General features: G+C 54.8%; 19 protein-coding genes and 1 pseudogene. 6 read left to right on the top strand and 14 right to left on the bottom strand.

The features are described 5' to 3' along the window. The 3 genes and pseudogenes from ACYX34_RS16410 to ACYX34_RS16420 all read left to right on the top strand — a co-directional run. Nucleotides 1-644, top strand: a pseudogene (locus tag ACYX34_RS16410) (glycosyltransferase); the annotation flags it as partial. Beyond that, entirely contained in the window at nt 641-1,348 is a 708-nt protein-coding gene (locus ACYX34_RS16415) for a mechanosensitive ion channel family protein (protein WP_462077657.1), read from the top strand. The pseudogene ACYX34_RS16410 and the gene ACYX34_RS16415, both read left to right, overlap by 4 nt. A 2-nt stretch (nt 1,349-1,350) precedes the next feature. Next, the gene (locus ACYX34_RS16420; RefSeq protein WP_462077658.1) at nt 1,351-2,226 is read left to right on the top strand and encodes an HAD-IIB family hydrolase; all 876 of its coding nucleotides are present in this window, start codon (nt 1,351-1,353) and stop codon (nt 2,224-2,226) included. A gap of 30 nt (nt 2,227-2,256) precedes the next feature. On the opposite strand, the gene ACYX34_RS16425 is transcribed toward ACYX34_RS16420, so the two are convergent. The 6 genes from ACYX34_RS16425 to ACYX34_RS16450 all read right to left on the bottom strand — a co-directional run bounded on the left by ACYX34_RS16425 (nt 2,257) and on the right by ACYX34_RS16450 (nt 7,221). Continuing rightward, nucleotides 2,257-2,700 carry a type II toxin-antitoxin system VapC family toxin gene (locus tag ACYX34_RS16425; protein WP_462077659.1) on the bottom strand — a complete coding sequence of 148 codons (444 nt, stop codon included), beginning with the start codon at nt 2,698-2,700 and terminating at the stop codon, nt 2,257-2,259. Between the two features lie 4 nt (nt 2,701-2,704). Then, entirely contained in the window at nt 2,705-2,974 is a 270-nt protein-coding gene (locus ACYX34_RS16430) for a hypothetical protein (RefSeq protein ID WP_462077660.1), read from the bottom strand. 30 nt (nt 2,975-3,004) lie between these two features. Then, complete coding sequence (locus ACYX34_RS16435) at nt 3,005-4,051, bottom strand: LPP20 family lipoprotein (RefSeq protein ID WP_462077661.1); 1,047 nt, start codon at nt 4,049-4,051, stop codon at nt 3,005-3,007. An 86-nt stretch (nt 4,052-4,137) separates the two neighbouring features. After that, nucleotides 4,138-5,592 carry a COG3014 family protein gene (locus ACYX34_RS16440; RefSeq protein WP_462077662.1) on the bottom strand — a complete coding sequence of 485 codons (1,455 nt, stop codon included), beginning with the start codon at nt 5,590-5,592 and terminating at the stop codon, nt 4,138-4,140. A gap of 198 nt (nt 5,593-5,790) precedes the next feature. Beyond that, nucleotides 5,791-6,429: a penicillin-binding protein activator LpoB gene (locus ACYX34_RS16445; protein ID WP_462077663.1), complete on the bottom strand. Its 639-nt coding sequence runs from the start codon at nt 6,427-6,429 to the stop codon at nt 5,791-5,793. Nucleotides 6,430-6,654: 225 nt separating this feature from the next. Next, nucleotides 6,655-7,221 carry a hypothetical protein gene (locus tag ACYX34_RS16450; RefSeq protein WP_462077664.1) on the bottom strand — a complete coding sequence of 189 codons (567 nt, stop codon included), beginning with the start codon at nt 7,219-7,221 and terminating at the stop codon, nt 6,655-6,657. A gap of 147 nt (nt 7,222-7,368) precedes the next feature. Here ACYX34_RS16450 and ACYX34_RS16455 point away from each other — a divergent pair, with 147 nt between their 5' ends. Beyond that, nucleotides 7,369-7,539, top strand: a complete 171-nt coding sequence (locus ACYX34_RS16455) for a hypothetical protein (protein WP_462077665.1) — start codon at nt 7,369-7,371, stop codon at nt 7,537-7,539. A gap of 72 nt (nt 7,540-7,611) precedes the next feature. On the opposite strand, the gene ACYX34_RS16460 is transcribed toward ACYX34_RS16455, so the two are convergent. Then, the gene (locus tag ACYX34_RS16460; RefSeq protein WP_462077666.1) at nt 7,612-8,490 is read right to left on the bottom strand and encodes a caspase family protein; all 879 of its coding nucleotides are present in this window, start codon (nt 8,488-8,490) and stop codon (nt 7,612-7,614) included. A 193-nt stretch (nt 8,491-8,683) separates the two neighbouring features. Here ACYX34_RS16460 and acs point away from each other — a divergent pair, with 193 nt between their 5' ends. After that, the gene (gene acs / locus ACYX34_RS16465) at nt 8,684-10,573 is read left to right on the top strand and encodes an acetate--CoA ligase (protein ID WP_462077667.1); all 1,890 of its coding nucleotides are present in this window, start codon (nt 8,684-8,686) and stop codon (nt 10,571-10,573) included. 5 nt (nt 10,574-10,578) lie between these two features. Then, on the top strand, nt 10,579-10,803 hold the full coding sequence (locus ACYX34_RS16470; RefSeq protein WP_462077668.1) for a hypothetical protein: 225 nt from the start codon (nt 10,579-10,581) through the stop codon (nt 10,801-10,803). Between the two features lie 178 nt (nt 10,804-10,981). On the opposite strand, the gene ACYX34_RS16475 is transcribed toward ACYX34_RS16470, so the two are convergent. The 7 genes from ACYX34_RS16475 to ACYX34_RS16505 all read right to left on the bottom strand — a co-directional run. Further along, the gene (locus tag ACYX34_RS16475; RefSeq protein ID WP_462077669.1) at nt 10,982-11,509 is read right to left on the bottom strand and encodes a hypothetical protein; all 528 of its coding nucleotides are present in this window, start codon (nt 11,507-11,509) and stop codon (nt 10,982-10,984) included. Between the two features lie 413 nt (nt 11,510-11,922). After that, nucleotides 11,923-12,336, bottom strand: a complete 414-nt coding sequence (gene hepT, locus ACYX34_RS16480) for a type VII toxin-antitoxin system HepT family RNase toxin (protein ID WP_462077670.1) — start codon at nt 12,334-12,336, stop codon at nt 11,923-11,925. After that, the gene (mntA, locus tag ACYX34_RS16485) at nt 12,329-12,724 is read right to left on the bottom strand and encodes a type VII toxin-antitoxin system MntA family adenylyltransferase antitoxin (RefSeq protein ID WP_462077671.1); all 396 of its coding nucleotides are present in this window, start codon (nt 12,722-12,724) and stop codon (nt 12,329-12,331) included. The genes hepT and mntA overlap by 8 nt, the downstream gene beginning before the upstream one ends. Before the next feature lie 274 nt (nt 12,725-12,998). After that, on the bottom strand, nt 12,999-13,652 hold the full coding sequence (locus tag ACYX34_RS16490; protein ID WP_462077672.1) for a riboflavin synthase: 654 nt from the start codon (nt 13,650-13,652) through the stop codon (nt 12,999-13,001). Between the two features lie 146 nt (nt 13,653-13,798). After that, nucleotides 13,799-14,983 carry an MFS transporter gene (locus ACYX34_RS16495; RefSeq protein ID WP_462077673.1) on the bottom strand — a complete coding sequence of 395 codons (1,185 nt, stop codon included), beginning with the start codon at nt 14,981-14,983 and terminating at the stop codon, nt 13,799-13,801. Further along, on the bottom strand, nt 14,980-15,789 hold the full coding sequence (locus ACYX34_RS16500) for a hypothetical protein (RefSeq protein ID WP_462077674.1): 810 nt from the start codon (nt 15,787-15,789) through the stop codon (nt 14,980-14,982). The genes ACYX34_RS16495 and ACYX34_RS16500 overlap by 4 nt, the downstream gene beginning before the upstream one ends. Nucleotides 15,790-15,791: 2 nt before the next feature. Beyond that, the coding region (locus ACYX34_RS16505) for a carboxylesterase family protein (protein ID WP_462077675.1) at nt 15,792-16,663 on the bottom strand (872 nt) is incomplete at its 5' end.

Consider the following 16,663-nt stretch of genomic DNA (forward strand, 5'->3'; position numbering starts at 1 on the left):
CGAACGGCGCCAAGGTCTGTCAGAGTTTTCTCGGTGCCAAGATTCATGACCCGAAGGATCCGGCCGCCGACCTCTCATCCATGTTACGACAGGTTGTGGGAGCCTTATTCGCCTTGATGGAAGCCCATGCCCCCACCTGGCTGGCTGTCACCGAATCACGGAAGGTGCCGCTCTTTGGCTTCCAATACGAGGTCGGTGTTGAGCCGGTGAACGTCAATGTGGAACGGATGGTGGACTTGTTTCATCTCGGCCTGACCGACCTCCACGACATTTGGACACGAATGCTCTCCGAAGAGGTCCTTGGCCAACTGTCTCGGCTTCGAGACGTTCCTGCGCGGGACTTCCGTATCCCTGACTCCTTGTGGGCGCACATCATTTACGATGCCGCCCTGGCCCATCATCGCAATGTCCTCCCACAGGAGCATCTCTTGAAGGCATTGACCCCGCTCTATTTAGGAAAGACCGCCTCATTCGTGCTGGACAGTCAGGGACTGACGACCGCGGAAGCCGAACACCTGATCGAAACACTCTGCCGAACATTTGAAAAAGAGAAAGAGTATCTTGTGAGTCGTTGGCCTCAGTCTTATGATGTGCGGGACGTCGTCAGTACTGCCCCCTCGAGGCCTGAAAGGAGCCAGCCATGACGTCAACCTGGGAACAGACGTTACTCGGACCCGTGACGGCGCTTGGTGAGACTGTGCTCGCCATCCTTCCCAAGGTCCTGGCCATGATGATCCTTCTGCTGGTCGGTCTGGTCGTGGCCTGGGGAGCCGGCCATTTTACGGAACGCCTACTTCGGATGATCGGCCTGGATCGACTCTGTGATCGGATCGGGATCGCAGCCGCCCTCCTCAGGGGAGGCATCAAGACGGATCCTTCCTATATCATCGGCCGAATCACCTACTGGCTCATCGTCATTTTTTCTACCACCGCCTCGCTGGGCGCGCTCAACGTGGCCCCAATCAATGAAGCTGCCCACTCGCTGTTGTCCTATATTCCACACCTAGTCACGGCCGCCGTCATCGGCATCATCGGTTATCTGGTCTCAAATTTCGTGTCTCAGGCCGTCTTGATCGCCGCTGTCAATGCGGGATTGCCCCCGGCTCGCTGGATTGCCGCCGGTACACGCTGGGGCATTCAACTTCTGACGGTCGCCATGGCGCTTGAACAGCTTGGAATCGCTCAGCATATCGTGGTAGTTGGGTTTGGGATTACCTGGGGCGGCCTGGTTCTAGCCGCGGCGCTCGCCCTGGGATTGGGCGGCAAAGATCTTGCTAAGGATTTCTTGGAGCGACGCCTGATCGGACACTCGCGTTCACAGGTCAACGAAGACTTACGACACCTATAACGATGCCACGCTACCTCCTACTGACAGACCTAGACGGCTCTCTGCTCGACAGCGAGACCTATTCCTTCGACGAGGCGCGACCGGCATTGGATGCCCTTCGTGCCGAGCATATTCCCATCATCCTCGTCTCGGGAAAGACTCGTGCGGAAATCGAGCCACTGCGGGAACGCCTTGATCATCAGCATCCGTTCATCGTCGAGAACGGTGCAGCGGTGTATGTCCCACTTGAAACCTTCGGCTTCCAGCCCGAGCGATCACGCCGTCGTACCGCTTTTCATGTCATCGAGCTCGGTACCCCGTACGCACTGCTCCGCGATGTCCTGCGGCAAATTGAGGAAGCCGTAGGGACCCCACTCCAAGGATTCGGCGACCTCTCGGTCGACGAGATTATGGCGACGACAGGATTGATACGAGAGGATGCGCTGCGGGCCAAACTTCGGGAGTTTGATGAACCCTTCCTTGTCAACGGTCCACCCAAACTGATTGAGGAAATTTGCCGACAGATCGTCACACGAGGTCTAAACTGGACCAGAGGGGGGCGATTCTTTCACCTGACCGGCAATAACGACAAAGGCCGAGCCGCAGAGATCCTGCTCCGCTGCTATAGACGACAGGGGCAGTTACAAGACCCTCCCGAGAATATTGAGACGATCGGTATTGGCGATAGCCTCAATGACCTTCCGCTCCTCCTGACGGTCGATCATCCGGTATTGGTGCAACGACCCGATGGCTCGTATGATCCGGACATCAATCTCCCAAACCTCATCCGAGCCCCAGGGATCGGTCCTGTCGGCTGGAACCGGGTCGTCCTCCAACTCCTTCGTCAGACCGCCCACGACACATCCCGTGAACGGGCCGTCAATATCAGAGTCACCTAGCATTCACGGGACGGCAAAGCCCCTCTCCATCTAATCCTCAGCCGGGTTAATGATATGCAACCCGGCTGACTTCGAGGCCGCCAAGAGCTGCGTATCCGTACTGACGACCGTCAATCGCAACGGTTTCAGTTCCAACGCCAAGGCAAGATGCATCACCTGGGAAGAACGAAGAAAGGGATACTCCAAGACCAGCTCCTTCGTGGCCAAATAGGTCTCCATCTGAGGAGCGATGAACTGATAGAGTCCCTGTTTGGATTCGATTTCAAACTTGTACAGCACCGAGTAACAATCATCTCGTGTGATCTGCCCTTCGTGAGCACGGGCACAGAGGACGGAATAGAAATCCGTCACGGTCCAGGTTGGGACAATGGCGACCCTGCCACGCTTCACCATCAACTTATTGACGATGCGTGTCCCCCGCTCCATACTGTAGCGTTTCACCAGCGCAGTCGAGTCGTAGTAGTAGTATGGCATTCGGTTACCCCCTCCCTTTCAGAATGATGTCGGCAAGCGGTCCTTGAAGCTTGGACAGTCGGTCTTGTAGTTCGTCGAGCGGAGCTTCCTCGTACCCTTCTTTTCGCAAGGTATCGGCAAGATTTCCCCTATTAAACGATGCCGTGTCCGCCTTGAGACGCTCGTTCAATCGCCGTTTGGCCAGGCGGCTTGATACTTTTTGTCCGGACTTGGTCAACCCCCGCCCCCTGCTACGTGGAGCCCGACTGACGGATAGTTCGTCTGTTTTCTTCACGATTCACGCCTCCTCATGATGAGTGTTGGTTTACCGCTTCCCTGCAGACGCTTCCCGTGGACAACCGGCAGGCATCGCCGCGGTCGCCGGCACTGTGGCCTCACCGAAAATATGTGCCGCAATCAACGGTGCCACCTCCGTTGAAAATTCTTGTTGGATCACTCGCAGTGCCTTCGCCGTCGCCTCCCGCTCAGTCAGATGTCCTTCTTTTCCACCTCGTGCGATGGCTCCGACGACCCGTTGCGTGGCACGCTCCACAATCTCCAAATCGCTGCACCACCGGATATACCTAAAGTTCGGATCCTGCACCTCAATCGGGAAAAGGCGAGTCATGCCCCGAATCAGTAATTCCGAAGACTGCACGTCCTCCCCTCCCAAATCAGCTGTGACATGAAATCCCTCACGAACCAGCCCTTGGGCCAGCGCCCGTTGAATCGGCTCTGCCTGGTCTCCAGAAATCTGCAGAACCACACCCAAATTCGAGGAGAGGAAGTGCGTCAACTCGCCGGACAATTCTCCGACTCGATATCCGGAGGAAACCCCCTGTCCGCTTGAGCGAATCACCCGCAAATCGGTATTGTATGCCTCCCGCAGCACCAGATTCCGGCCGGCCCGCCGAAGTGCGCGCACCTTTGCAAGTTTGTCGGTCGTCTGCCGTGCTTCTTCCACATCCGCTTCGATCTCACGGTCCAACATCACTATCTTGTCCGTCACCGACGCCTCCGCCTGGGAGCGGTTTACAACTGCCAATGCGTAATGCACTCTCATCCCAGCGTCGTACCACGCATCCCCAATGCTCACACTTTCAAGTACCTTGTCGGTCGATACCTTCGTCACGTGATCAATGGTCAGCCGCCGCTCAGCACTTGCGACCTCCTGATGCTCAGTGACAAGGTAGGCTTCCCAATCTTTGGCTTGGGCCGCGACTTCCACCTTAAAGATACGCGCCACAGCGGCATAGGCTTGATTCTCGGCCGTGCTTCGGCTCTCGCCTTGACCGACCCCGGTCAGATACTGGGACGATGGATAGTCTGACGCTCGGCCATCGACCCACTCAGGCTTGTTCTTACCGCCCAACCACGCACATCCACCTACTCCAATCACACCACAGAGACAGAGAACGCCCAGTATGCCTCTCTGAACTGATGATTCATGACCGCGCCTCACTGCATGACCCGTTGGAGCATGAAGAGAGTCTGACCAGCCACCAGCGAGACAGATTGTCCATCCTTCGGCATCGATATCCCTTGTCCTGGCGGTCGAACGGAGACCTGGTACTGACCGGGCGGCACCCACACCCGCGCGACATGAATCTCGTCCGGTAAGGTCTGCCAATTCCGCTTGTCTGCTTCTTCGGATGCGACGGCCATTCCATGCGCCGCAAGCCCGACCAACAGGCCCACCCAGGGAGCAGCATCCCTACCCGCTGCATGTTGCGCCCCAATCACCGCTCCTTCTGCCATCGCAAACTTTGTAGCGGCTCGCGCAACAGCTTTCGTGGCAATCGCCGGCATCCGCTCCAAGAGCCCCTTTTCCGCCAGGGCCGTCAGGTTCTGTGCCCGTTCCGACCGAACCGAAAACGAACGGCCCTGCGAATCAGTCAAGATCAGATCCTCAAACGCCACTCGTGTCTTTTGCGGCACCAGCCGTGGGAGTGCCACACGAACCACACGGCCGTTCAGGCCGTACAGCACACTGTCTGCTACCCGATCTCTCTGGTACGGCCCCCGAAAAACTCCTCTATTTAGCAAAACTAACTGTATTGCATCAAGACTGATCGGTAAGTCTAAAAACATGTCTTCCTTTCTTGGAGCGCGGCCATTATAGCTGATCATGACCACGTGAGCGAGTTCTTCTCCGGAGGAAGATGATGAGGGTGCCCACGGCACATCTGGAAAGGCCTGGCGATAACTCTCAAACTCGGTTTTCAGGCCAAGTGCGTCGGCAGTCCGTAACAGATCAGTCTGTAAGGAGAGTGGAGCCGACAGCCTCGACCATCCTTTCATCGCCTGATAAGCCTCGTACGCATTTCGATAGGCGATAAACGCGTTATTCCGGTCCCCTGCAGCCTCATACAGGATGCCGCTCAGATACCGAGCAAACCCATCGTTCCGGTATTTATCCAAACCCTTGACTCTATCGCCCAACACATTCAGTCGATGATCGACCCGCCGAACCTCGACCAATGCCTCCTGGATGTAGCCTTGAACCGCATAGTTCAGTGCCTTGACCACGTTGATCATCACATGCTCATAGGCATCCCCTTCGTAGGGCAACACATTGTCGTTGGTTAGAAACGCGGCGGTCTCTGTGCGGATACTTCTGGTGTAGAGTCGCTCAACGTCCTCTTCAGCTTGCTCCAACACTGCGCTGCTTTGTTCATACTGTCCGGCCATTTGCAAGACCAACCCACGGTCCATCTCATAGAGCAATCGCCCCTTCGCTCCATATTCTCCCTTCGCCTGTTCGACGATCGTCGCAGCCTGCTGTGGATTACCAGCGAGCAGACTCTGTTCGATCAACAGATAGTGATTGACGGAGGAACCACATCCAGGCGAGAGAACTGCGAGACAACCAGCCAGAAGTAACGAGAGAGGGGGAATACCGCTCCACCGCACAGATCCTCCGTGGGCAAAGCGTGAGAGGAATAGTTTCAACGAAGTCCGCGAGACTAACAGGATACTGAAACAAGCCACGAGAGTCAGGGAGGTGAAGGTTGAGGCTCAGGTTTAACGAATCAAGTGCCCTCACTCAATCCTTAACCTGTTCGGTTTAGCTTGCTGCGGCCTTACTGGACAGCTTTTTTGAGCAGCTCGCTAAAAGACTGTCCGCTTCTTTTCAACCACCTTCTTGATCTTCTTTTGCCCGTACCACACTTTCGCATTGCTTTCCAAGTCGATCATCTGAAGATCCACCTGGTAAAACACGGCTTTCGCCCCGTCTGCTTCATCAAGAATGGTGGCAATCGTCCCCTTCATCATAAAATCGGCCCCAGTCTCTTTGCCAGGGGCCTTCTGTGTCTCTTCACGAGCATAGATCGCTTGTTCTTTTCGTTCGGTTCGAACCTCGTCGCGTTCACCCTTGCCGGCAACGAAGGTGACCTTTTGCGAATTGGTGAGTTCACGCTCTAAATCGGTAATAAAGGTCTGAACACTGATATGCTCATGGCTGCTATTCAGGACAGTGCCAACCACAACGACAGGCTGACGCTGTTGGGCCTTTTCAAAATTCCCAAGCCAAGGATATTGGAGCGCATCCTTCACCATTGCCTCGGCAACCATCCGGGAGTCCGTATCGTTCCATCGCCCGCTCAGATCAGTCACCACGCCGGCATCGACACGAGTCACCTTGGTCTCATGACCACATCCGGACAGCGCAACGGTAAGACTCACGATGGCTGCAAGTGAAAGCCGAAACTGTTCGACCACAATATCCTTCTGAGAAGATGTAGACATCGCATTCTCCATGTAGGACCAGCAGCGCGACGAAAAAACTCGGTTGAGACCAACAAGATGGCTGCAATATTCCGTACAGTGCGAGCATCAAAACAACCGCAGGATACTCAAAAAGGCTGTCCAGCAAGGCCGCAGCGGAGCGAAGAGGCGAGGCGTACGCTTCTTCTGTACGTTGAGCCCCTGAGCGAGGCGAGAATATCGCTGGCGGCCTTTTTCAGCATCCTGCTAGCGAACACCTCGCTTATCCTCTTCCTGCTCTAACCGCTCGAACAGACGATCGGCGTTCTTTCGAACGAAATCCCGAACCTGGGAGTTGAGTTCCCGTGCCTGTTCCAAATTGTTCTTCATGTCTTCCAAACTCAACTTGGTCAACACATAATAGGTATTGGTCTTTGGATCCATATATTGGTCGATCTTCCGGACCCCGCTGAGTGTCGCGGTCGTGATCGTTTTTTGGGCTCGTTCGACATTCTGCTCTTCCGTATTCCGTGTAAAATCTCCCGCCGTGGTTGATGCCGCATAGTCCCGCATCAGATAGCCCGTATAGGTCTCGAACGTTTTCGCGATCTCGGCTCTTCCACGATTCTCCGCCGTCTCCCAAGCAAGCGGTGCATTCCGTACGCCGGACACCGCCCCCACCCCGTAAAAGGCCTTGCTATCTTTCTCATTGAACGCACCCGACCCCTTCTGGACCCATGTAGGAGGTCCTCCACAAGCGGCAAGTCCCATCATAAAAAGGACAGCAAGACCGAAGCCGGCCAGTCTTGAGTACGTCGCTTGTGACCTGATCATACAACCCTCCTTCATGAAAATTAGGTAGATTCTCCGTACGTAGAACATCCCGAGAAAAAATGTTGGAATCATGCTAACATGCGTTTTTTTATCAGTCAATGTAAGGCACACTTCACTCGGATTCCAGAACGGTACCAAGGAGGCGCTGTGGCAGATATCCAGATCGACGATGGCATCATCAAAATTCTCGCACTCGACATTCAGGACCCGAAAGCTGCTGCTGTCCTTGCAGCATACCCTCAAGCGCGTTGGGCAGAAATCACACGTCGAGCGATCAAGATCGGCTTGGGCTACCTCAAGGGTGGGGAACAGGGGTAGTTTACCGACTGCGGCTGCCTCAATGAAATACGGGACCGAGAGCAGCCCCGGCCAGTTACATCGATCGGAGACTCATTTCACAGTTGCTCCCCTGGAGGTTTTCCCTTCGATCAACACCATATCTCCATCGCCATCGATACGAAGGCTCGATGGATGCTGTAATCCACCGGACGTCGTCTCGACCTGACGCACGAGATAACTCCCCAATTCGGACGCCATGAGCCAACCGTTTCCATCTAGATCCGCGGCACCGGACAGTCCTGCCAATAGGGCCTCAATAAAGCGACTGCCTTGATCGGAACGACGGACGGCTTCTCCCTTACTTGCCGCACTCACGACCTGCACCGCCCGCCGTTCTGTATCCAACTCTGGAGCCATCCGTCCTTCCAATGACAATCCAGAAGGTTCGGTTGTCTCCCATCCGAACACCGGCGCATCCAGAATGAGGAACGTATGTTTCGACGCCGACCGCCGTGTAAATTCTTTCAACTGTTCGACCGTAATGGACTTCACCGCGCTGTTGACCGGTGCATCAAACGGAACAAGATACCCGCGATCCTGTCCGTCGGGATCTTGCATGATCCCGGCATGGCCGACGTATACGAGTACAAGCCGATCCATACGCCCAACTTTTCTCGGCAGCATGTCGTTCAGCAGTTGTTGCAGGCGTCGGGCACTGGCATCCTTGTCGTAGAGTTCGACCACTTCGTCAAATCCCAGTTGTCGAAAGGCCTCCGCCACTTTCTTCGCATCCTTGATGGCTCCCGGAATCGATGGCGCCAACACATACTGTTCGACCCCAATCACAATCGCCCAAGACTTGTAATAAAGTCCCTCCGGCTTTCCCAATTGGGCCTCCGCAACTGGGAGAAAGTCGAGCGACAGCAGGGCCATCAGGTAGGCAGCCAGCGCGACCGGTCTCATACGCATGATCCGAGCAGATTTCATCATAAACCTCTGTGGAGCGTTCATCGTGGGGAGTGAGCCTATCGCCAGCCATGGCATGTGTCAAGAAACTGAATCGACGTACTCGCCTCGTGCGGTGGGATCGGTTCGTACTCCTTGCATGGTTGCAGGTATCCATGACTTTCTCCATAATGCCCTCTCCGCCCTGGACTGCGTTAAAGAAGGAGACACTCCTGCCATGAGCGAACAAATCGAGACCCTACTGAAAGAAAGTCGGACCTATCAGCCGACGGTCAAGACGATCGCTGCCGCCTACATCAAAGAGTACGAGGCCGAGTACAAAAAATCTATCGCGGACCCGGAAACATTCTGGAGTAACGCCGCCAAGGAGTTGGAATGGTTTTCTCCATGGAACAAAGTGCTTGAGTGGAACTATCCCTGGGCGAAGTGGTTTGTCGATGCCCGATGCAATATCGCCTACAACTGCCTCGACCGACATGTTAAAACCTGGCGGAAGAACAAAGTCGCACTGATCTGGGTAGGCGAAAACGACCAGGAACGCGTCTTCACATACGGCGAACTCTACCGGCAGGTCAACCGCTGTGCGAATGCCCTGAAGACACTCGGCCTTCAGAAAGGTGATCGTGTCACCATCTATCTTCCCAAAATCCCGGAACAAGTCATTGCCATGCTGGCTTGCGCCAGAATCGGCGTGATCCACAGTGTGGTCTACTCAGGGTTCAGCGCGCCGGCCCTCGCGAGTCGCGTGAACGATGCCGAGGCCAAAGTCGTGATCACTGCCGATGTCGGCTTTGATCGTGGCAAGACCATCAACCTGAAGCCCGTGGTGGACGAAGCCCTTAAGAGCTGCCGCACCGTTGACCATGTCGTCGTGGTGCGCCGTCAAGTACCGGGGCCAGCGCTTTCAGCTCCAAAAGAAATTGATTGGAACGAATGGGTCAAGCAGGAACGCGCAGTGTGTGACGCAGAACAGCTGGATGCAGAAACTCCGCTGTACATTCTCTACACATCCGGAACAACCGGCAAACCCAAGGGTGTCGTCCATGTCCATGGGGGTTACATGGTCGGCACTTATCTGACGACGAAATATGTGTTCGATTTGAAAGACGATGATGTGTATTTCTGCGTGGCCGATCCTGGTTGGGTCACAGGCCACAGCTACATCGTGTATGGACCGCTGCTCAATGGCGCAACGATTTTGACGGCAGAGGGCAAACCTGACTACCCCACGCCAGGGCGTTGGTGGGATCTCATCGAACGGTATGGAGTTTCAATCTTCTATACAACTCCGACGGCTATCCGCCTCCTCATGCGTTACGGCGAAGACTGGCCGAAGAAATCTGACCTTTCAACACTTAGAATCCTTGGCAGTGTCGGGGAGCCCATCAATCCGGAAGCGTGGGAATGGTACCACCGCGTGACGGGCGGGGATAAACCCATCATGGACACCTGGTGGCAGACAGAAACGGGGGCCATCTTGATTACTCCACTCCCCACAGTGCCGCTCAAGCCAGGCTCAGCCACCCGCCCATTTCTAGGAATCGAAGCCGATGTCGTCGATCGTAAAGGCAACAGCCTCCCTGCCAATGCTGGCGGCTTTGCCGTCATCAAGAAGCCTTGGCCCTCCATGATGCGCACAATCTACAAGGATCCCGAGCGGTATAAGACCTACTGGAACACAATCCCCAATTGCTATACAGCCGGCGATGTCTGCCACAAAGATGCCGACGGCTATATGTGGTTCATGGGCCGTGCGGATGACGTGATCAAAGTCGCCGGCAATCGGCTCGGCACAGCCGAAGTGGAAAGTGCCTTGGTCAGTCACCCCGCTGTCGCGGAAGCTGCTGTCATCGGCAAACCACACAAGACGGTCGGAGAATCCATCAAGGCCTTCATCATCCTGAAACAGGGAGAACAGGAGAGTCCGACCTTGATCAAGTCAATCAAGGATCAGGTCTTGAAAGAATTGGGCAAGATCGGCGTACCCTCTGAAATTGATATCGTCTCGTCACTCCCGAAAACACGGTCTGGGAAAATCATGCGTCGCGTGCTTAAAGCAAAAGAACTCGGGCAGGATCCAGGGGACATTTCAACGATTGAGGAGTAACGCACGTGGGACGAGGTGGACGAAAACCCGGCGAGCCGATCTATCTGCGACGACATATGATCGCGCTCGCCCTGGCCGTGGGCCTGCCGATTGTCCTGTTACAGCTATATAAGATTTATGTTGGTCCGGTGAGCTTCGATGCACAAATGGGATTTGTCATTCTTGTCTCAATCCTAGCCGGTATCATCCTCTACTACACCTACCGATCATCCGCTCAGAATCAGCCGTAACAGCTTCAGAATCGGCAGGTCCTGTCACGGCGAACAGCCCTGCCGATGTGTCATGCACGATTAAGATCTGCCCCTAACTTTTTTGCTATCAATACGAGCCCACCTCCGTATGTCTTGCTGCCCAACATTGGAATTCAGCTGCAGGCTGGTGCACGTCGCTGGAACGAAGGGTTAGGTTTCAACGCTGCCAATCCACCGCGTTGGGTTCGTCGAGCGCCGAACGCCGCAGCTTGGTAACTGGAACTCGCGGGTGACAACGCTTGGCCAGCTGCCGGAAGAGCGACTCGTCAAGGAAGGAAGTGTTGCAGCCAAGAACGAGCTCCACAACGGTGACACGAACGTAGTTCTCGTCCGAGAACACGCGGACTTCGTGCTCGTGTTCCCAGGGCATCTGTTTCTGAGTAAGGATGTCAAGCGCTAACTGCTCTGGCGGCCGTTGTACGGCCTTCGCGTCAAGGTAGACGCCGCTGTCATAGGTTACATCTCGAACAACCAAGGAGGACACGGCATCCTTTGGGCGACGGATGCCAATCGCAACGCCCGTATGACCGCCCGCGTAGTAGGACCAGAGCAACGTGTTCGTCTTAGTTTTACTAAGGGACAAGATGTTGCGACGCGATTTGCTTCGCATTAAAGCTCGTTCAAAGCCACGACTTACCGCGCTCCCAAAGTAGTAGTACCGTCCCTCCATTGGGTCATTTAGCATGTGAAAGGGAGCAGCATACATGCTGCTTGTTGACGAGTATATCAAGGATGAGCTTCCAGTTGTCGAAGGATCGAAACTTGTAGAGGGTGGCACTCTTCATAGGCACTCCTTGAAACCTACCTATTGAATGCACTGACCAGCATAATGTACCGATACTGAGTGCCAACTCCCACACGATTCTGGTGTTGATTGGCTCAAGGTTGACCGCTACAAATCAATCCCCGCTTCTGCAGAAAGTCTTTATCGATGACGGGCGTGGTTTTGGGAAGCTGGCCACGTTCGTGAAGCAGCTGTTCGACATATTTATTGATGAGGTCTGACTCAAGATTCACAGTATCCTTGATTTGTTTGAGGCCAGGCAACAACAATAATCGGTAGCTTCGGGGGTGATTTCTGAAGGAAGAAAGGCAAAACTACGCGCATGTTTTTACAATCGTGGCTGAGTATATGCGAAAGTCGTTTAGCAGTGTAGTGATGATGGTTAGAACTATATCCAAGTTGAGGCGAGTATATTCATGCACGGCTACGTTCCGGAAGCCAACCATTCGTTGCATGCGATTAGCAAGATCAGCGGGAAGAATCCCCGCAGTCTGTAGGAGCACAAACGCATCGCGGCTATCCTGTGGCACGCCGAGCTTGCGATGACTGATTACATACATGGCGAGATCGATCGCAGTTTCGCAAGCGCGCTGAAGATTCAAAACAATCGCGTCCTGCTTTGTTTGATTCTCAATGAGGCTCTGTTCGGTACCCGCGTATTCTTCCTCAATGCGGCGAATACACCGTTCTATGCTTGAGGCTTTATTGAGGATGACATCTTCAACCATAAATGACCCCGCTCGCACGAACCCTGTTTAGAATCTCTCGCCGCTCCTCGTTGAGCCTGGCATAGTCAGAGTACACATACATTTCGAATTCTCGACGAGCCGGTCCATTCGGCGAATCTAGGCATTCTCCGGTTGAGATGACTTGCATCCGCATAACGGTAGATGCGGTACGAAGATCCACGAGATCCACATCACAGTGCAGGCGAGTGGCTAACTCCTGAGCGAGTTCAAAACGACGCAATGCCGGTATCGGATTGCATGTCAGCACGGCGAGATCTACGTCGCTGTCCGGACGGGTCCCCCCCTTTGTGCATGAGCCGAATCGATACAGAGCGATGAGATCAAGGACGGTCTGCCTGAAGAATTCGATCAACGCATGGTCATTCATAAAGAACTCTCAGCTCTGACCAGCTCAGGCTACTGGTTCAATCACATCCTGTCAATCTAGACCCGATTCTTCATGAGCCCCTCTCCTACGTCTCGACAGCTTCGTCACGAGCCGTCCTGCACAATGTTGGTTGGTTGGGACTCCTGAGGATTGATTCCATTTTTCGGCAGGGTTTTTTACGAAGGAATCAGAGAATTTCGCAACCCAGCGGCGGAGGCGACCGCGTCCCCTCAGCGAGACCATGTTTCAATAACTGAAGGCTGACTGCGACACATTAGATGAGCCCGCGTTTCTGCAGGTACTCTGTATCGATGCTGATGGTGGGTTTAGCAAGCTGGCCACGCTCTTGGAGCAGGCGCTCGACGTACTTCCCGATGAGGTCGGATTCAAGATTCACAGTATCATTGACCTGCTTGAGGCCCAGTATGGTTACCTTGGCCGTATGAGGAATAATGGCGACGCTGAACCCCTGCTCCGTCACCGCATTGATCGTGAGGCTGATGCCATCGACGGTAATGGAGCCCTTTGTGACACAATAGCGCAGAATCTCCGGAGGCACTCCGATGGTGAACACGATGGCATTGGCGTCTTGCTGTCGACTACGAATCACCCCCACTCCATCCACATGGCCGGCCACCAGGTGCCCGCCGATGCGCTCGTTGAGCTTCATAGCCCGTTCGAGATTGACCGGCATGCCTACGGCGAAACCGCCGAGCGTCGTGACGGAAAGGGTCTCAGGCGAAACTTCCACCGAAAAGTCGCGTTCGCTTCGTGAGACCACCGTCAGACAAATTCCGTTGACACTCACGCTGTCACCGATTTTGAGATCACTCATCACCGTCGAAGCCAAGATCGTGAGCTTGGCTCCGGACAGGGACTTGTTCATCACCGTAATTGCGCCCATTTCTTCGACAATACCGGTAAACATCAGTCTTCTTTCCTCATAATGATCTGTTTCACCACATAGACGAACAGGACGAGTAATACCACCACGCCTATAATAGCCAGCCCACCGATAACCAGATTTTCCGTCGCCATTTCCTTCATAAGACGCCTATTATAGCCCACCCATTCTCACGATGGTACGGTCTCCAGTCGTGAGATTGTCACCCAAAACACGCCAGCTGCAACCAATTGGATCCCGGCAATAATAGCAAAGGCCATGGGATAACTCAGATTCGCAATCAGCAAACCGGCCAGCAACGGACCACTGGCATGGCCGATGTCCATGATCGTCCCCTGCATACCCATACCGGCGCCGAGCCGCTTGAACTCCGAACTGTCTGCGACAAGGGCTGACGAAGACGATGAGACGACGGCCTCACCGAACCCAAACCCGGCGGACAACAAGAGGAGAATGGGAAACAGCGAGACAAATGGAATACAGACGAAGGTTCCAGCGCAAATACACAGCCCAAGGACAATCAGCGGCTGACGGCCGACCCGGTCGGATACCCGGCCCATAATTGGCTTCGAAAAGAAAGAGGTGCCGGCCTGCATGGTGAATAGAAGACCAACTTCTCCCGGGTTCAAACCGGCCGACACTCCGTACAGCGGGAGAAACGCCATCAAAGCACCGTTCGCGATCATCTTGGCCGCATCGGTCACACTGGTAATCAACACCTTGCGATTCTTGGCGACGGCAGCGAACCCTTTCCACATCTCGGACAGCACGACAGCCATCCCCTGCTCTTTCCGCTGGGGCACCGCAACGTCAAGATGCAGGCTATAGAACAACAGCATGCCGATACAGCCGAAAATGCCGGATGTGATGAACGCCGTCGAGAACCCAGCCGCATGGATGAGATATCCCCCGAGAAAGGGACCCAGCAGTGAGCCTGACTGCGTGCAGGCCGTATAGGTCCCGAGCGCTGCGCCCCGCCGTTCACGGTAGAGCTCCGCCACGGTCGCCAGGGCACTTGGTGCGAAGATAGCCGTCGCAAGGCCGTGCAAAAACCGAAGCGCCGTCAATGCATCCACATCCGTAATGAAGGGATAGAGAAACGGAGGCAACCCGAAGGCTACTACACCAATTTTGAGCAACACACGCCGTCCATAGATATCCGAAAGGGCGCCGGACGGCAGTTTCAGCAGCACACCCGTGAGGGTTGACACGGATACGATCAGACCAATCCGTTCCGGACTCGCACCGAGCGATTCGGCAAATAGGGAAAGTGCCGGCATCCGCACCATGTTGTAGCTGATGAAGGAAAAGATGCCGACCGTGCAGATCAGCATAAAGCTGCGTGAGGTCGTCATGGGATGGTGTTGGCAGGCGAGATCGCCTGAGTGGAATCGAGTGGAGGGCCGAGCACTGTTCTCAAAAACGCCAGATGCTGCTCAGGCAACGATGGGGGCTGTTCCGCTTCACGCAACACACGGGAAGGTTGCTGTCGTATGGCTACGCCTAATCGATGGACGGTCTCAACTCCCTTCTGGAGTTTGCTCGTCACCATGCCGCGTATCAGCGGGTGCAGAAAGGACACCAATCCTGACAGGAACAGATTGTCCAATTTGGTATAGGCCACAATCGTACTGTCCATGTCTTCGTTCCCCAGATGATCTCGCACCACAGCCATTCGGAGAAACACGACGGCCTTCCCTCTGATATGCGGCAGCAACCGACTTTCATGAGAGCCGTCCAATAAGTAAATCCGAGACTCCGCATCCTCATAGACAAGGGTCACAAATCCCTTCGTCCCTTCCCCATCATCGCCCCAGAATCGTCGCTCTCCCCAGGCTTGAGAATGATACGAACCGAGACCAAGGCGACGAATCAACGTGGCGGCAAACGGTGGCTCACCAAGCAGGTATCGATAGAGTGGCTCTGACATGGCCACTCGGATGGGACCGACCCGGGTAACTGTCGTATGCGACTTAATAATCGTGTGAAGCTGGCAGGTCCATTTCGAAGGAATCCGCTCAGCCGGAAACGTCAGGTCTCCATGAACGGGTGAAAGACTGCAGCTCTCTGCTCGTACCGTCCCGGCGAAGAACACGAGGGCGACTCCCAGCAGAAGAGCCCATCGGCATGAACCCTGTTCCCAGGTGAAGACCTTTGCCACGTTCATGGATCCGACGTTGGGACTGCAATGGGGAGCTGAATGGTGAAAAGCCGTTGAGGATCTTGCCTGAGCCTGGCTTGACGCAGCACGGTTTCCACCGATGGCGTGACAGTCCCTGCAAACGATACCGCGCCGTTCGTGATCACGGTCAAGGGCTTGGCCGGATCAATCAGAGACTCGTTCAAAAACAGGCTGTACCGTCGAACATGGTGCGTCTGTACCTCGACCCGATTCCCTTCTCGGATGGCGACATCCAGTTTTGCATAGTCACGCCGCTTGATTCGCTCATCTCGTTTATCCACCAGATCGTCGGAAAACGCCGCGATTGGATCAGTCGAATCCAGGCGTACCCAGTTAAACGGTTGAAAATGGCTCCCATCTCGCACGAGGGTGAGCCTCGTCGGCAAAGGCTCACGGCGTTGACTATTGAACCAGGCCACAAGATCAGGCAACTCTTCCTTGGGGAAATAATGTCCCCCCGCCATGGGATGTTCTCGTTCATGTTCTCGATACACGTATGAATAGCCGAGCACATCCAGTTCTCGGGCGATCGAACGACTCAGATCCACCGGCATCACCTGATCTTTTGCGCCGTGAATGATATAAACCGGTGTGTGACGAAGATTCGCGAGAAAGGGCATAAGTACCGCGTCGAGCCCACTCGCCATCGGCGCGATGCCGGCAAAGACCGATGCATGATGCATTCCAATAAGCCAGGCTCCGATTCCACCATTCGACATGCCGGTCAGAAAAATCCGGTTCGGATCGACGTGATAGCGCGTGCAAAGGTCTCGGATTGTTGCCAGGACCAGTTCTTCCGCACGTCTCGTAAACCAGGCTCCGGACGGATAGGTCGGACAGGCCAAGAGATAGT

This window comes from Nitrospira sp. CMX1 (assembly GCF_054902215.1).

What these genes read in the sequence shown, in the direction of transcription:
- ACYX34_RS16415 (WP_462077657.1), top strand. Translation starts at nt 641, where the DNA reads ATGACGTCAACCTGGGAACAGACGTTACTCGGACCCGTGACGGCGCTT.
- ACYX34_RS16420 (WP_462077658.1), top strand. Translation starts at nt 1,351, where the DNA reads ATGCCACGCTACCTCCTACTGACAGACCTAGACGGCTCTCTGCTCGAC.
- ACYX34_RS16425 (WP_462077659.1), bottom strand. Translation starts at nt 2,700, where the DNA reads ATGCCATACTACTACTACGACTCGACTGCGCTGGTGAAACGCTACAGT.
- ACYX34_RS16445 (WP_462077663.1), bottom strand. Translation starts at nt 6,429, where the DNA reads ATGTCTACATCTTCTCAGAAGGATATTGTGGTCGAACAGTTTCGGCTT.
- ACYX34_RS16450 (WP_462077664.1), bottom strand. Translation starts at nt 7,221, where the DNA reads ATGATCAGGTCACAAGCGACGTACTCAAGACTGGCCGGCTTCGGTCTT.
- ACYX34_RS16460 (WP_462077666.1), bottom strand. Translation starts at nt 8,490, where the DNA reads ATGATGAAATCTGCTCGGATCATGCGTATGAGACCGGTCGCGCTGGCT.
- acs (WP_462077667.1), top strand. Translation starts at nt 8,684, where the DNA reads ATGAGCGAACAAATCGAGACCCTACTGAAAGAAAGTCGGACCTATCAG.
- ACYX34_RS16475 (WP_462077669.1), bottom strand. Translation starts at nt 11,509, where the DNA reads ATGCTAAATGACCCAATGGAGGGACGGTACTACTACTTTGGGAGCGCG.
- hepT (WP_462077670.1), bottom strand. Translation starts at nt 12,336, where the DNA reads ATGGTTGAAGATGTCATCCTCAATAAAGCCTCAAGCATAGAACGGTGT.
- mntA (WP_462077671.1), bottom strand. Translation starts at nt 12,724, where the DNA reads ATGAATGACCATGCGTTGATCGAATTCTTCAGGCAGACCGTCCTTGAT.
- ACYX34_RS16490 (WP_462077672.1), bottom strand. Translation starts at nt 13,652, where the DNA reads ATGTTTACCGGTATTGTCGAAGAAATGGGCGCAATTACGGTGATGAAC.
- ACYX34_RS16495 (WP_462077673.1), bottom strand. Translation starts at nt 14,983, where the DNA reads ATGACGACCTCACGCAGCTTTATGCTGATCTGCACGGTCGGCATCTTT.